Source organism: Runella sp. MFBS21, assembly GCF_029433105.1.
In the GTDB taxonomy this organism is placed as follows: Bacteria; Bacteroidota; Bacteroidia; order Cytophagales; family Spirosomataceae; genus Runella.
Genome location: NZ_JARNTW010000003.1, coordinates 119597 through 133630 on the forward strand (window position 1 = coordinate 119597; position 14034 = coordinate 133630).

The 14034-nt window shown below is 41.6% G+C and carries 14 protein-coding genes; 8 read left to right on the forward strand and 6 right to left on the reverse strand.

What is annotated here, in order from left to right; genetic code table 11:
* Positions 1-34 precede the first annotated feature (34 nt).
* A complete protein-coding gene (locus P1X15_RS07820; RefSeq protein WP_277337591.1) occupies positions 35-628 on the forward strand; it encodes a hypothetical protein in 594 nt (197 codons plus the stop codon).
* On the opposite strand, the gene P1X15_RS07825 is transcribed toward P1X15_RS07820, so the two are convergent.
* From P1X15_RS07825 to P1X15_RS07840, 4 genes are all read right to left on the reverse strand, one after another.
* Complete coding sequence (locus P1X15_RS07825; RefSeq protein WP_277337592.1) at positions 621-1547, reverse strand: ribonuclease Z; 927 nt, start codon at positions 1545-1547, stop codon at positions 621-623. The two genes, P1X15_RS07820 and P1X15_RS07825, sit on opposite strands and share 8 nt — an antisense overlap.
* Complete coding sequence (locus tag P1X15_RS07830) at positions 1548-1976, reverse strand: STAS domain-containing protein (RefSeq protein ID WP_273215164.1); 429 nt, start codon at positions 1974-1976, stop codon at positions 1548-1550.
* 91 nt (positions 1977-2067) lie between these two features.
* Positions 2068-3009, reverse strand: a complete 942-nt coding sequence (locus tag P1X15_RS07835; protein WP_277337593.1) for a phosphoribosylaminoimidazolesuccinocarboxamide synthase — start codon at positions 3007-3009, stop codon at positions 2068-2070.
* Positions 3010-3048: 39 nt separating this feature from the next.
* Positions 3049-3732, reverse strand: coding sequence for a lipopolysaccharide assembly protein LapB (locus P1X15_RS07840; RefSeq protein WP_277337594.1), 684 nt, complete (start codon positions 3730-3732; stop codon positions 3049-3051).
* 208 nt (positions 3733-3940) lie between these two features.
* On the opposite strand from P1X15_RS07840, the gene P1X15_RS07845 reads away from it, so the two are divergent.
* From P1X15_RS07845 to P1X15_RS07855, 3 genes are all read left to right on the forward strand, one after another.
* Complete coding sequence (locus P1X15_RS07845; protein ID WP_277337595.1) at positions 3941-6061, forward strand: tetratricopeptide repeat protein; 2121 nt, start codon at positions 3941-3943, stop codon at positions 6059-6061.
* 193 nt (positions 6062-6254) lie between these two features.
* Positions 6255-7760, forward strand: a complete 1506-nt coding sequence (gene mqo / locus P1X15_RS07850) for a malate dehydrogenase (quinone) (protein ID WP_277337596.1) — start codon at positions 6255-6257, stop codon at positions 7758-7760.
* Positions 7761-7789: 29 nt separating this feature from the next.
* On the forward strand, positions 7790-10192 hold the full coding sequence (locus P1X15_RS07855) for an outer membrane beta-barrel protein (protein ID WP_277337597.1): 2403 nt from the start codon (positions 7790-7792) through the stop codon (positions 10190-10192).
* Between the two features lies 1 nt (position 10193).
* Here the strand turns inward: P1X15_RS07855 and P1X15_RS07860 are convergent, their stop codons facing one another.
* Positions 10194-11039: an MBL fold metallo-hydrolase gene (locus P1X15_RS07860; RefSeq protein ID WP_277337598.1), complete on the reverse strand. Its 846-nt coding sequence runs from the start codon at positions 11037-11039 to the stop codon at positions 10194-10196.
* Positions 11040-11196: 157 nt separating this feature from the next.
* Between P1X15_RS07860 and P1X15_RS07865 the strand changes: the two genes are divergently transcribed.
* From P1X15_RS07865 to P1X15_RS07880, 4 genes are all read left to right on the forward strand, one after another.
* Positions 11197-11754: a pyridoxamine 5'-phosphate oxidase family protein gene (locus P1X15_RS07865; protein ID WP_277337599.1), complete on the forward strand. Its 558-nt coding sequence runs from the start codon at positions 11197-11199 to the stop codon at positions 11752-11754.
* Positions 11755-12026: 272 nt separating this feature from the next.
* A complete protein-coding gene (locus P1X15_RS07870; RefSeq protein ID WP_277337600.1) occupies positions 12027-12503 on the forward strand; it encodes a GNAT family N-acetyltransferase in 477 nt (158 codons plus the stop codon).
* A gap of 91 nt (positions 12504-12594) precedes the next feature.
* Entirely contained in the window at positions 12595-13137 is a 543-nt protein-coding gene (locus tag P1X15_RS07875) for an adenylate kinase (protein WP_277337601.1), read from the forward strand.
* 13 nt (positions 13138-13150) lie between these two features.
* The gene (locus tag P1X15_RS07880) at positions 13151-13588 is read left to right on the forward strand and encodes an NUDIX domain-containing protein (protein ID WP_277337603.1); all 438 of its coding nucleotides are present in this window, start codon (positions 13151-13153) and stop codon (positions 13586-13588) included.
* A gap of 151 nt (positions 13589-13739) precedes the next feature.
* Here the strand turns inward: P1X15_RS07880 and P1X15_RS07885 are convergent, their stop codons facing one another.
* The gene (locus P1X15_RS07885; RefSeq protein WP_277337604.1) at positions 13740-14033 is read right to left on the reverse strand and encodes a type II toxin-antitoxin system RelE/ParE family toxin; all 294 of its coding nucleotides are present in this window, start codon (positions 14031-14033) and stop codon (positions 13740-13742) included.
* Between the last annotated feature and the right edge of the window lies 1 nt (position 14034).

The following is a 14034-nucleotide window of genomic DNA, read 5'->3' on the forward strand; positions in this document are numbered from 1 at the left end:
GGAGATTATACGTTTAGTTAAGAAACAGCACATTATGCCTAAACGATACTCGCCTTTTATCTTTCTATTCTTCTTATCCATCTCGTGCATAGCCCAACAGATACTAAGTGATAAGGAGCTATTTTTACGACAAAATCCTCAGTATCAAACCATGCTCAATGGCGACGGTCGCTACTTAGCATTAGATGTTTATCGTTGGGGGGGAATTACTCGCCATCGCTATTTTGTGGGCGACGAACTAAGATTCAAGCTCAAAAGAAATCCTAAACGTTTTAACGAGACTATTGTCGCTATATCAGATAGTTCATTTACCATTGCCCGCTTCAACGATATTCTCAACGAGAATGAATATACCGAAATTAAATTCCCAGAAGTACGCAAAATTAGGGTGTATCGCCGCATCCCGTGGGTAACCCAAGGTGCCTATATGCTCCCCATAGCAGGAGGTATTTTTTTGCTGAGTGATACCTTTATTTACAAAGGTGGAATGGAGTTCGCAGTACAATTTGATCCTAAATCAGCTTTAATTGGTGGCGGAATAGCCTCTTTGGGATTGTTATGTAAACAGTTAAGTTTTCCCACCTATCGTCTTAAGCGTCATAGGCTACATACATTAAGAGTTAAGTAGATGTACTTTGCACTGCAAATGTTTTGCCTTCTTCGGCAATAGCTGTGGCTACAAATATGCTCTGTGCTTCTTGTAAAAACCCACTAAACTCTTTATACCTAGAAGAAAAATGCCCTAATAACAACCGCCCTACTTCTGCTTTACGAGCAATGCGGGCGGCATCTTTGGCTGTAGCATGGTAGCGCTCATAGGCCTGTTGTGCCAAATCTTCCATGAAAGTAGCCTCATGATAAAGCAAATCTACTCCTTTGATATATTCAGCAAGCTGTTCATAATACCGTGTATCGGAGCAATATGCATAGCTACGTGGCGCGGGTGCGGGTAAGGTATATTCCTCAAAGTTGTAGAGTATCGCCCCAGATTCGTCATAAATATGTTCCGCATTTTTAAGTTTTTTCAGGCACTCATACGACATCTGATCTGAAATTTTTTCTTTGATAAGCTTACGTTTATGGAGCTTTTCGCGAAAAAGATAGCCTGCACACGGCACACGGTGTTGCAACGGAATCGTGTGTACTGTAAAACAAGGATGGTCAAAAACTTGAGTATGCTGGGTAGTGTCTACCGCCGTAAAATGAATAGCAAAATGAAGCGGTGTCTGTGAATACTTAAATTGAAGGAGTAATATCTCATCAAGACCGCGTGGACCAAAAAGATGGAGGTCGTCGGTACGACCTCCCAAATTGAGACTTGAAAGTAAGGCAATAAGCCCAAAATAATGATCTCCGTGCAAATGAGAGATAAAAATCGCTTTCAGGCGACTAGGGCGTATTTTGTATTCTAAGAGCCTCATTTGCGTACCTTCTCCGCAGTCAATCAGAAAATTTTCGTTTTCGTAAGAAATCAACTGCGCAGAAGGATGCCGCCCTAAGGTAGGGGTAGCCGAACCTGCCCCCAAAATTGTGACTGTAAATTGCATTTAAGGTTTTTCGCTCTGAGTGTAGCCGTCTTCATCCATGTCATCGTCGTTGAAGTCATCACTATCAGCGCCAAATTCATTTTCCAAATCGTTCATAAAAACGGCATCAATACCTTCTTCGACAGTAGGTAGAATGGTGACATCACGGATTTTGCCATCAATAAGCTGATCTACAAAATCATCATCGTCCGACACCAAAACCAAAATACCTAATTCTCTCGAACACAGCATATTGATTTTCTTTAAAACACTAATCCCAGCACTGTCAATGCTCTTGGCCGTACTAAAATCAATGATAAGATTGTGAAAGCCTTCACGAAATAAAGTTCGTGATACTGCCTCTAAATCAGCAGCAAAAGTGTCTTCAAACTTGTTTTCCTGAACGTTGATAAGAGCGTATTGCTCGTGTTTTTGAATGGTATAGTTCATTAGATGTTGGTGGTTAAGAATTAAACGCTAAGTGTCAAAAGCATGTAGTAAAACGGCATTTAGCAGCTAGCGATTAACGAATAACGTATTCTCAACGCGAAAATAGCGAACCCTTGATATTTTCTTCTATTCTTTGCAAAATATCTTCGGTAGAAGCTTTTACGAAAGACTGCCCTGTCACTTTTTCAAAAAGCTCTATATAACGCGCCGAAATCTGCAAAACCCATTCATCCGACATTTCAGGAACTTGCTGTCCTTCTTTGCCTTGAAAACCATTTGCAATCAACCATTCTCTCACAAACTCTTTCGACAATTGTTTTTGAGGCAAGCCTTTTTCTTGATTTTCTTGGTATACATCCGCATAAAAATACCGGGAAGAATCAGGTGTATGCACTTCATCGATTAAGTAAATTTTACCGGCGGCATGGCCAAACTCGTATTTGGTATCAACCAAAATAAGCCCTTGCTGTGCTGCCATTTGGGTTCCTCTCTCAAATAGTGCCAAGGCATACTTTTCTAATTGTACATATTCTGCTTCCGACACTATACCTCTCGCCAAGATTTGCTCTCTCGAAATATCTTCATCGTGCCCTTCGTGCGCCTTAGTAGTAGGTGTAATAATAGGCGTAGGAAGACGGTCATTTTCTTTTAGTCCTTCGGGTAGAGTCACGCCACATACACTGCGCTTACCTGCCTTATACTCACGAGCCGAATGTCCCGCCAAATATCCCCTCACCACCATCTCCACCGGATAAGTTTCGCATTTGTGACCCACACTAACGTTAGGGTCTGGCACCTCAATCAACCAATTGGGGACAATATCGGCCGTGGCTTTTAAAAAATGAGCCGCAATCTGATTTAGCACTTGTCCTTTGAAAGGAATCGCTCGTGGCAAAATCACGTCAAAAGCCGAAATACGGTCGCTGGCAATCATCACCACACGGTCGTCAAAACTATATACATCACGAACTTTACCACGGTAAAAGCCCGTCTGATTAGGAAACTGAAAATTGGTTTGAGTAAGCGCTTGCATTGGGGGTTTTAGATTAAAGTGATGGTACAAAGGGCGGTTTTACCATTTTCCTTTACTATCATCATTGGGAGTGTTTGAACGATGTTTCTGTTGTTGTAAATATTGAATTTCGGAGGCTTTCAGGGCGTCTAATATCATCATAGCTTGCACTTCAGTCATTTTGATATTTTGGAGACGATTTAGAATATCTTTTTTCTGCTCTGTTTTTATCGCTTCTTGTGCTACTTGAGGATTCTCCGTTTTGGTAGATTTTGTTTCTTTGGTGGTCTCGTTTCGAGTGGTATTTGGAGAAGATTTAGGTTCGGGGATAATCCCGCTGTATTTCTTTTTCAAAAACTCATAGTTAAACCTTGATTTCTGATTATCAGGATTTTCCCTGAGGCTTTCTTTTAAATAATTGAGTCCAGCAAGGGTATCTTTTTCTAAAACCGCAATTACCCCAAGTTGATTCAAGGCTTTGGAAGCCAAAAAAGGGTCTTTTAGCCGAGCCAGTTTGTTATAATAGCGCCGCGCACTTTTTAGTTGTTTCAATTGAAAGTACGAATGAGCCAAATTCAAACGCGCTTCAGGTTCGGCAAAGAGTGAGGCAGAAGTCACATCACGATAAGCCTCAGTAGCTCTTTTATAGTCTTGATCCGTATATGCCTCTTGCGCTTCCATTTTGGCTCGATTACTGCGCGAAATTGTATCAAAGGAACGATTATCCCAAATCCACAAAAGCAAAAAAATTAGTAATGACGGAACCACAGTATAAAATCAATTAGGTAGGTATTTGTCCTATTATTTGTAGGGCATAACGCTCGCAACGCGCCTCTGAGTGTACTCCTAAAGTAACTAAGCTGCAAAGATAGCGTTTTTTAAATCTTGGCACAGTTTTGGAGATATTGGGCATATCACCTTACATTTGACTTGTTTTCCAATGTCTGTGGTTATGTCAAAATCCAAAAAGGGGAACCCTCAACCCGCCAAACCAACTCAAAAACAACAAGTTACACCTGTTGAACCTAGTATTTTATCTACACAAAGCTTTGGGGCAGAAGCTACGCCAAAGCCGCCAATCGCTGCGGTAAACAATGCCCTATTTCGTAAAGTTTTCTGGGGATTAGCTTTGGTGCTCCTCATCGGAATGCCCATTTTGAGTACTCAGTATAGTATTACTGCTGACGAATGGGGCAACAAAGCCTACGGCGAACTTTGCTTGGATTATTTCACAAGTCTTGGGCAGAAAAAAGATGCCCTTACGTATGCTCCTCGTGGTGGTGAAGTGATGTATTGCTATGGGCCTACCTTAGATCTTATATCAGCGGCGATTTATCGCACTACTGGTGCTGACCCTTACACCGTCAGGCATTTATTGCTTTCTTTGATGGGAGTACTCATTATGGTAGGATGCGGCCTTACTGCTCGTCTTCTTGGCGGCAATTGGCGCGTTGCCGTCATTGCTTTGGTGTTTACGTTGTTTTCCCCTCGTATTTTTGGGGATTCAATGAACAACCCCAAAGACATTACATTTGCGGCAGGTTATATTGTGACGGTATGCTTTTTGATTAAATTTTTGCAAGAACTCCCCCGCCCCTCTTGGCGTACTACATTGTGCCTGATTGCGGGTATAGGAATTGGTTTAGGAAGCCGCGCACCGGGATTGGCATTGGTAGGATATGTGCCTTTTTTTGTGGTTTTCGAAATCTTATTCCGTAAAGGTCTGCGCAAAACCATCTTCTCCGATAGCACTTTGGTCAAAGATGTAGCCCTAAAAACCGCCGTCGCTACCTTAGGGGGATATACTTTAGGTATTCTTTTCTGGCCTTTTGCGCTAGCCAATCCCTTCAAAAACCCGCTCGTAGCTTTACAAACTTTAACCAACTTCCCGATTAGTATCAAAACTCTCTTTGAAGGCTCCAAAATATATTCTACGGCTTTGCCTTGGTACTACGTTCCAAAATACATGATGGTTTCAACGCCTTTGTATTTTTTGGTGGGTTTACTGCTTTTTGTACTTATTTTTCCCTTTGTGAAGAAATATTTCAATCAACGTTATCTGTTCATTGTGTTGTTTGTGGGTGTATTTCCGCTTATTTACGGAATTTCAAAAAACTCAGCCTTCTACAATGGTTGGCGCCATACGACTTTTATTTATCCTCCCTTAGTAGCGCTTACAGCCGTAGGATTTGAATATTTGCTACAACGTTTTTCAAATACTGGACAAAAAATCTTGGCGGGGATTTTGGCGATATTGGTGGCATTGCCCTTGTGGTTTATGGTCAAAAATCACCCTTATCAATACACTTATTATAACGAACTTACAGGCGGTGTCAAGGGTGCTTTTGGACAATATGAGACGGACTATTTCGGAACTAGTACCCGTGAAATAGCCGCTTGGATGAAAAAAAACATCCCCAATATCCAAACCGATAGCGTGGTTATTGCGAGTGATTATTACATCCCTCTCAAAGATTATTTTACGGATTATCCCAAACTCAAAATGGCTTATCGACGCTACTATCAGCGTTCTGAGCATGATTGGGATTATGGGGTATTTTTGACGGGACATCTCACCCCGAGCCACTTCCGCAATCCCAATGTATTTCCACCAGCGGGTACGATTCATACCATTACGGTCAACGGTGCACCTATTGGAGTGGTAGTCAAACGAATCTCCAAAGATGACTTCAAGGGAATTCAACTTATCAAAGAAGGCAAAATAGCAGAATCGATACCTTATCTCGAAAAAGCCCAACAAGCCGACCCTAACAATGAGGTCATTAAGCTTTATTTGGCCAATGCTTATAACAACGTAGGCCGCCTCAATGAAGCCTTACAAACTACCCAAAAAGCCCTTGAAATTTTCCCTGAGTACTTAGGTGCCATGACTACCATGGCAATTACGTATATCAATCTCAACCAAAACGATAACGCGATTTTTATGCTCACGGAGGTTCTTAACCAAGACCCTTCTAATCGTGATGCTGCCCAATATTTGGCTTTGGCCTACGAACGAAAAGGAGACCTCAATACTGCCAATCGCATCAGGGCTCAGTTGCAGCCTCAATAAGTAAGCGTTTATAACAATATTAGCCAGCTAATCGCGTCCTACAAGGTCGCGATTTTGCTTATTTATAAGCGGATAGTTGCAATAAATAACCAACCATCCTTAAAAATAAATCATTGACAATCTTTTGATTAAGCTTTATTTTTAACCCATCAAACGAAACAACTTCCCAATCTCTAAAATCCATTATTAGCGTATGTCATCCCGTTCTCAGGTCGATTGCGATGTAGTACTCATCGGTGCAGGCATTATGAGTGCTACTTTAGCTGTTTTTTTGAAAGAACTTCAGCCCGATTTAAAAATTGAAATTTTTGAAAGATTAGACCACGTAGCTGGCGAAAGCTCATACGCTTGGAACAACGCAGGCACGGGCCACTCTGCACTCTGTGAACTCAATTATACGCCCCAAAAAGAAGACGGAACCATTGATATATCCAAAGCCCTCAAAATCATAGAGTCGTTTGAGATTTCTAAGCAATTTTGGGCCTATTTGGTAGGACACGGTTATTTTAGTAGTCCAAAATCTTTTATCAATAGTATTCCTCATATGAGTTTTGTCGAAGGAGAGGAAGATGTTTCTTTTTTGCGAAAAAGATTTGAAGCACTGCAAAGTTCACACCTTTTTGCGGGTATGCAATTTGCCGACGACTATGAAACCCTAAGCAAGTGGATTCCACTCATGGTGAACAAACGTGACTCTGACCAAAAGATAGCCGCTACTCGCATAGACATCGGTACCGATGTTGATTTTGGAGAACTCACTCGCAGCCTTTTCAATCACCTCAAAGAAAGTCATGAGGTAGCAGTATCGCTAAGTCACGAAGTGATTGCAATGCAACGAGACGAATATGAGCATTGGCTGCTAAGAATTGAGGACAAAACCACCGAAAACCACAAATGGATTAGGACCAAATTTGTTTTTATTGGGGCAGGTGGAGGCTCACTTCCATTGCTCGAAAAATCAGATATTGAAGAAGGAGAAGGTTTTGGTGGGTTTCCGGTCAGTGGACAATGGCTAGTGTGCCAAAATGAAACGTTGATTGAAGCGCACCACGCCAAAGTATACGGGAAGGCCAAAGTAGGGACTCCTCCTATGTCAGTGCCTCACCTAGACACGCGCATCATCAATGGCAAGAAGCAGTTACTTTTTGGCCCTTTTGCGGGCTTTTCTACCAAATTTCTCAAAGAAGGCTCTTTTCTCGACTTGGCCTTTTCTATCACCGCCGACAACCTTCTTCCTATGTTGAGTGCAGGGATTCATAATTTACCTCTTACCAAATACCTCATTGAGCAAGTGATGATGAGTTTTGAGGATAAAATGGATGCTTTGCGTGAGTTTGTACCTGCTGCCAAAACTGAAGACTGGGAGTTGGCTATTGCGGGGCAACGAGTCCAAGTCATCAAAAAAGACGAAAAAGAAGGAGGCATTTTAGAATTTGGGACAGAGCTAGTGGCAGCAGCCGACGGAAGCGTTGCGGCATTGCTAGGTGCCTCTCCCGGCGCTTCTACCTCGGTTTCGATTATGATTGATTTGCTAAACAAATGCTTCAAAAAAGAAATGAACTCCGAAGCATGGCAAGCCAAACTTCAAGAGATGATTCCGTCTTATGGCAAAAAACTCTCCAACGATCCTATACTTACCCAGCAAGTAAGACGCTGGAGCCATGAGGTATTGGAGCTTGACACCGTTCCTAATAACTAGTACCGATTTTTTTTTAACTAACAGCCAATATGAAGCATTTCAGTCTTTTTGTAGTTATTATTTTATTGTTGTCTATTTCGTCTGTATCCGCCCAAAAACTCAGCATTCGTCTTACTGATTCCAACAAAGAACCTGTGATTGGTGCTACTGTTCGGTTGACAGAACAAGCCGACTCTACCAAAAAACTCTTTGGAGTAGCCGATGTGGAGGGCAATGTCATTTTTGTACTTAAATCTCCCAACACAAACTATCGACTAGAAGCTACTTCTGTGGGCTTTGCTCCTTTCAAAACTACTCTCAACCCGTCGTCCCAAAGCGAATGGACGTTTGTGATGCAAGTAGACAAACAAACACTCAATGAGGTAGTAGTTACCGCTCCCAAGCCGCTCATGCTCCAAGAAGACGATAAAACCATCGTAGATCCTGAGCCTATCGCCAGTGTAAGTACCAACGCCATGGAAATCATGGAGAAAATACCTGGTCTCTTTATCGACCCCGACGGCAATATCTACATCAGTAGTACTACCCCTGCTACAGTTCATATCAATGGTAGAGAACAAAAAATGAGCGCCGCTGATATTGCCTCTTTACTTAAAAATCTCCCTCCCAACAGCATCGCCAAAATTGAAATCTTAAGAACTCCCTCTGCCAAATTTGACGCTAGCGGTAGTGGCGGTGTGGTCAATGTGGTACTAAAAAAAGGCGTAAAACTCGGCATCACGGGGAGCCTCAGTGCTGGCATGAATCAAGGAAGGTACGGAAATCAATTTGTAGGAGGAACTATCAATCACAATGACGGCAACCGTAGCGCGTATTTGACCCTCAATTATAACAAACGCAATAGCTATGACCAGCTCACTACTGACCGTCCTTTTACCGCCGATTCGCTCCTAAGTCAGCGATCATTCACAACGACCCCTAGCCAAGTATTTTACAGTGGTTTTGGAATGGGTTTTACTCCAAACAAAAAATGGGAAATCAATTTTGACGACCGCCTTTCTTTTAATAAGTATCAATCTCTGGCCGACAATCTCAATCAAATCAGCAGCATAAGTGAGGGGCTTGTTATTACCCAAAATACCAATACCCTTCAAAACAACACCAGCGCCTTTGCTTTCAATCAAGATATTTCGACCAAATACAAAATAGACTCCTTGGGTTCGGAGTTTACGATAGATGCCTCCTACAATTTTTCACAAAGCAATGGTACACAGAACTTTAGCACTATCTTCACCCAACCTGTTCGACCAGTGATTGGTGGAGATGGCTCAATTGACAACAAAAGGCACTTTTTCAATGCTCGTACGGATTTTCGGTACCAATTCCCCCATAAAATCTTGTTGGAAACAGGCCTCAAAACCACTCTTCAGCACTTCAATAACCAGACACAGTATTTTAGCGAGGCAGGAGGTATAAGACGCCCGGATAATTTCCGCACGCGGACTTTTGAATACGACGAAAACATCAACTCTGCTTATCTACAAGGCTCCAAAACTATCAATGCTTTTGTGATTAAAATGGGGGTTCGTTTAGAAAATACCCGCATGGATGGACACCAACTCAGCCCAAGCGATACCTCTTTTAGACTTCGTCGTACGGACCTTTTCCCCTATGTATTTTTGAGTCGACGCTTGTCCAAAATCGCTGGCTACGAGCTTCGGGGTTATTTGGTTTATCGGCGCTCTATCACGCGCCCCGTTTATGAATACCTCAATCCTTTTCCGCGATACATAGACCAGTACCTCTACGAATCTGGGAATCCTTCGCTTAGGCCTCAATTTACCGAAAATATCGAGGCCAATATCAGTGTCCAAGAACGTCCTATTTTTGCGATTGGGCGCAATTATACCCGCGACATATTTACAAATGTAGTGTACCAAAATCCTCAGAATCCAAGCCTAGCTTACCGAACTTATGATAATTTAGGCAAAAATCAAGAAACCTATTTTAGACTTATGGGGGCTATTCCTCCAGGTGGTAAATACTTTTTTGTGGTAGGAACCCAATATAACCACAACAAATACGATGGTTTTTATGAAGGGCGTCCGCTGACTTTCCAGCGGGGTTCATGGTCATTTTTCACCTTCCATTCGCTCAAAATAGACAATCGAACTACCTTGACTATCAACGGATTTGTGAGATTAAAAGGGCAACTTCAATTTTATGAATTAAGTAATTTTGGAGCTTTAAACATCAACCTTAATCGTAAGTTTTTTGACCGTAAGCTCACCGTAGCCCTCTCGGCCAATGACGTTTTCTTTACTTCAAACAATCAGTTCAACATTCAGCAAGGAAGTATCACAGCCTACGGCAAACGCCAGAGTGATACCCGTCGATTTGGGATTAATGTTTTGTACAATTTTGGTATTCGTAAAAAAGAAGAAAAAAACAATATGATGAATTTTGAAACGCTCGAAAAAAGCGTCAACTAATTTATCGAATCCAAACCCCTTGCCCTATTTCCAGAATTTGATGAGGGGTTTGGTACAAATTAGCATATTTCTCAAATTCTTGCGGCTCTTCGGTATTAAAACTAAACATGTGGTAATGATGCGGAATCACCAACTTAGCTTCAATTTCTTTACCTAAACGAGCTGCTTCTTCGGCACTCAAATTTCCGGCTACTTTACGCTCTGGTTTGTTGCCATTGATAGGCAAAAAAGCTACATCTACTTCAAAAGGCTTTAGGATTTCGACCATACCATCGTACCAAAGAGTATCGCCCGAGTGGTATACCCGATAGCCTCCAAACTCCACCACAAATCCCATATATTTACACCTCCCTAGCTTATCTCTTTCTAGGGCATTATGAGCAGCAGGTACGCCTATTATCTTAAAACCATGTATTTCAATGCCATCACCGTCATTGAGGCCCACTGGAAAATCTGTCGAACACGCCAAACGCTCACAAACAAAAGCTCGATTGGCTTCGGGTATTATAAACTGTATGTTGGGATTTTGGGCAATGAGCGGTAGGAGCGTTTCGGCATCTAAGTGATCCGTATGATTGTGTGAAGAAGTCACTACATCTATCATTGTGAGTGTAGCGGGGTCGATAGCACGCTCGCTCATACGCGTATGAGGCTTGTCGGTAACCGCATATTTAACTGTCAATGAGTCTGAAAGGTAAGGATCAAAGAGCAAGTGTTTTCCCTTAAACTGAACCAAAAAACCACTCTGCCCTAGCCACCATATCCCCAATCCTTCCTCAATCGCGGAGTGAGAAAGAATATCTTGTAACAAGGCATCGTCTTTTTGAAAAGCAGGAATCAGGCTCATAAGTCAGAAAATAGATTAGTGATACAGCTCTAAAACACCTTTTAATTGGCAATTTACTTATGCAAATGAGGTGGTTTTGGTCGAACTAACTTAGGAAGACAAACGTTGAAAATGTGTAAACCATATCGCCTCCTTCCTTATTTTAGGTTATATCATCATGGGAAAATTTCACTCTTCTATCGCGCCAGCTCATCAAGATTTTATTCAAAATCAGCATTTATTCTTTGTCAGTACCGCCCCTTTGAGTGGCGAAGGGCACGTCAATCTTTCACCCAAAGGACTTGATTGTTTCAGAGTTCTTAATAGCCATCAAGTGGCTTACATGGATTTGATTAGCAGCGGCAACGAGACCTCCGCTCATGTCCTTGAAAACGGCCGCATTACAATCATGTTTTGCTCATTTGACAAAACTCCGCTTATTCTTCGTCTTTATGGAAAGGGAAAAACAGTACTGCCTCATTCGGAAGAGTGGCAAATGTATGCCCCTCATTTTACAATATACCCAAGTACACGCCAAATCATAGTGGCGGACATAGATCTTGTTCAAACTTCCTGCGGATTTGGGGTACCGCTTTATGAATACGTCGGCGAAAGAAGCATTCATTTTGAGTGGGCCGAAAAAAAAGGAGAAGAAGGACTACAAGAATATATTCAAGAAAAAAACCTCAAAAGTTTGGACGGGCTACCCACGGCGATTGGACAAAACTCCTTTTAACAATTTCAACGATTTAGTTGCTAAATTGCACTAAATACAACGATTAATGACGACTCACGACTTATTACGATTAGATTTACAGGGGTTTCTTCCTTTTAGTGGAGGCATATTTCGGCAGGAATCTATATTTTTGTCTCTTTGAAATGGCTTCCATAAAATCTGTTTTTAGGATTTAAGACCTAATCATAAAGTACGTCTTTTTTTGTTTGTAGGTTTTGGAAAAATAGAAGTAGTATTCTCAAGCACTTTCATTAATAGATACGCCCCAACCAATGAATGTAGATTTAACAGAAAGCCTAAAAATCAGGCAATTGAGCGCCGAGGAAGAAATTCCTTATCACTTATTACTTCTTGCCGATCCTTCCCAAAAATTGATCGACGACTATCTACTCAGTGGTGAAGTATACGTAGCTTCGCTTGAGGAAGCCATTGTAGGGGCTTATGTACTCACTCCCCTCAACAACGATGAAATCGAAATCAAAAATATCGCTGTAGAAACCGAATACCAAAACAAAGGCTTAGGTAGTATTTTGCTTGATGATGCCACCCTCAAAGCCAAGGAAAAATCTTTCAAAATTTTAATCATTGGCACGGCAGATTCTAGTTTGGGGCAACTGTACTTATACCAAAAACAGGGCTTTGAAATCTCGGGTATCAAAAAAGATTTTTTTATTGAAAACTACGATGAGCCTATTTATGAAAATGGAGTGCTGTGTCGCCACATGATTGTACTTACCAAACACTTATAATTCTCTTCCGAGAAATAAAATAAGCTCACTTTTAGAACTTTAGTGCCTTCCCATTCAGTTTTCAAAAACAGCCAAGAAACATAGTAACCACATGAAAATTCACATTTTTGGTGCCTCTGCAAGCGGAGTTACTACGCTTGGTAGGGCATTGGCTGCCGAACTAGGGATTCCTTATTTCGATACTGACTCTTATTTTTGGGAACAAACAACAATTCCTTTTACTGTCAAAAGAGAACCAACCCTACGCAACACTCTACTTTCCAGCGATTTATCTCCTCACCCTAGTTGGATTTTAGGCGGGTCGGTTGTAAGTTGGGGCCAGCAAGAATGGGTTCAATTTGATTTAGTAGTGTTTTTATATATCCCTCATTCTATTCGGATGGCAAGATTGCATCATCGCGAGTTAGAACGCTACGGCAATCACATTTTCGAAGACCCTATTCGACGTCAACTCTATCGTGATTTTGTAGCTTGGGCTTCTGGCTACGATGACAACTCTACCAAAGGGCGTACCTTGGCAGTTCATGAGGCTTGGCTTCAACAACAATCCTGCCCTACACTCGAACTCCGGGGAGATTTGTCGGTAGCCGAACGCATCGAGGCTGTTAAGCACAAACTTTCTCTTATTTCCTAAAAAACTTTTTTGCATGACCTCTCCTAAAATCTTACCAGCAGTAGCAGCGGCTATTTTCAATACTCAAGGAGAAGTACTTCTTCAGCGCCGCAAAGATGTCAATCAATGGTGCATTATATCGGGGCATGTCGAATACGGCGAAAGCATCCAAGAAGCTATCCTGCGCGAAATATATGAAGAAGCAAACGTTTCAGCCAAAATCGTACGATTGATTGGCGTATACTCTTCTCCTGATTTTCAGACATATCACTATCCAGAATACTCCGTTCAGTACGTTACCTCTTATTTTGAAGTAAAACTTCTTGAAGAAATTAGAGAGGATTTTTCTAAAAACGAGTCCTTTGAATTCAAGTTTTTTAACAAAAACAAGCTTCCTCAACAAATGGCTCTCATCAATCCTCATTGGTTAGAGGATGCTCTAGATACGGCAAATGAAGTATTTTTAAGATAGAACCTTGCATTCTAAGGCTCTATCTTGATGGTACATTTATCGCAACCTAACCAAATACCGTGCTTGGGTTTCGGTAGCCCGAGTAGCCGGGTTTAAGAACGGAAGCGTCAAACCTGTGACGTGGAAGTTTTGGTAAGAATGCAACACCTCATCAAATCCGACTTTCTACGTCCATACGCACATGCAGCACGCGAATAATTTCTATGACTTTATCCGTCGCAGTACGATAGAAAATATAATGTTTGCCGTATAAAGCTTTTTTATAACCTTTTCGTACATAGTCAACGGGTTTGCCAATAACATTACCTTCTGCCAAGCCGTCAAAACATGACAATAAGCCACTGATATATTTTTCTGCCTGCTCTAATGACCATTCATCAACGGTATAGAACCAAATAACTTCTAAATCTTGCTGGGCAAGATTTGAAATTCTGTACTTCATCATG

Coding starts and splice junctions, on each gene's coding strand:
- P1X15_RS07835 (WP_277337593.1), bottom strand. CDS start 3,009: ATGCAAGCGCTTACTCAAACCAATTTTCAGTTTCCTAATCAGACGGGC.
- P1X15_RS07865 (WP_277337599.1), top strand. CDS start 11,197: ATGGGAAAATTTCACTCTTCTATCGCGCCAGCTCATCAAGATTTTATT.
- P1X15_RS07860 (WP_277337598.1), bottom strand. CDS start 11,039: ATGAGCCTGATTCCTGCTTTTCAAAAAGACGATGCCTTGTTACAAGAT.
- P1X15_RS07885 (WP_277337604.1), bottom strand. CDS start 14,033: ATGATGAAGTACAGAATTTCAAATCTTGCCCAGCAAGATTTAGAAGTT.
- P1X15_RS07855 (WP_277337597.1), top strand. CDS start 7,790: ATGAAGCATTTCAGTCTTTTTGTAGTTATTATTTTATTGTTGTCTATT.
- P1X15_RS07825 (WP_277337592.1), bottom strand. CDS start 1,547: ATGCAATTTACAGTCACAATTTTGGGGGCAGGTTCGGCTACCCCTACC.
- P1X15_RS07830 (WP_273215164.1), bottom strand. CDS start 1,976: ATGAACTATACCATTCAAAAACACGAGCAATACGCTCTTATCAACGTT.
- mqo (WP_277337596.1), top strand. CDS start 6,255: ATGTCATCCCGTTCTCAGGTCGATTGCGATGTAGTACTCATCGGTGCA.
- P1X15_RS07845 (WP_277337595.1), top strand. CDS start 3,941: ATGTCAAAATCCAAAAAGGGGAACCCTCAACCCGCCAAACCAACTCAA.
- P1X15_RS07870 (WP_277337600.1), top strand. CDS start 12,027: ATGAATGTAGATTTAACAGAAAGCCTAAAAATCAGGCAATTGAGCGCC.
- P1X15_RS07820 (WP_277337591.1), top strand. CDS start 35: ATGCCTAAACGATACTCGCCTTTTATCTTTCTATTCTTCTTATCCATC.
- P1X15_RS07880 (WP_277337603.1), top strand. CDS start 13,151: ATGACCTCTCCTAAAATCTTACCAGCAGTAGCAGCGGCTATTTTCAAT.
- P1X15_RS07875 (WP_277337601.1), top strand. CDS start 12,595: ATGAAAATTCACATTTTTGGTGCCTCTGCAAGCGGAGTTACTACGCTT.